Genomic DNA, 648 nt, shown 5'->3' on the forward strand with positions numbered 1-648 from the left:
AGCATTTAAGCAAAGGCTTAAGTTATAATGCAATAGCTGATAATTTAATTCTTTCAACAGGAACTGTTAGAAAACATATTGAGAATATCTATAAAAAACTACAAGTACATAATAAATTAGAAGCTGTACAAAAAGCAAAAAAAAATAACTTAATTTAAAGGTTGTTTAACCTTGTGGTAAACTAAAAATAGGGCAACCAATATATATTTGTAGTGTTAATTTACATTCCAAAAATGCATTGGTTAGACTTCTTATGTCGAAGGAAACTAATGTTTTTTTTTGCCTTAACTTTCCAGTTCAAATTAAAATATTTTAAATTAGTATATGCGAAAAATTCTATTTGGTGTTGTAATTACTTTAGTTGTTATTTTAACGTTTAAGTATTGTAATGATGAAAAAGAAGATGAAGTTCTGCTTAAAGAAAGCTCAACACTTATTCAAAAACAAATACAAAACGTTGGGAAACTTGTGGTTACCGAAGGCCATTTTAGTGAAGTGTTTAATTACCAAAACTCTAAAGATCTATTAGGTTCTTACATAACATCACAAAAAAAAGCATTGGTAGTTGTAAATGCCGATGTAACTATAGCGTATGATTTGAGTAAAATTCAATATAATATTGATGAAAGCACAAAAACACTTCATATA

General features: G+C 26.9%; 2 protein-coding genes. Both read left to right on the forward strand.

Translation table 11 applies throughout. The annotated features are described in order from the left end of the window. Positions 1–158, forward strand: a 158-nt coding sequence (locus FUA24_RS17100) for a response regulator transcription factor (protein ID WP_148544311.1), incomplete at its 5' end; no start/stop codon positions are given. 166 nt (positions 159–324) lie between these two features. After that, a partial coding sequence (locus FUA24_RS17105; RefSeq protein ID WP_148544312.1) for a DUF4230 domain-containing protein occupies positions 325–648 on the forward strand: 324 nt, incomplete at its 3' end.

It is taken from the genome of Seonamhaeicola marinus (assembly GCF_008085455.1).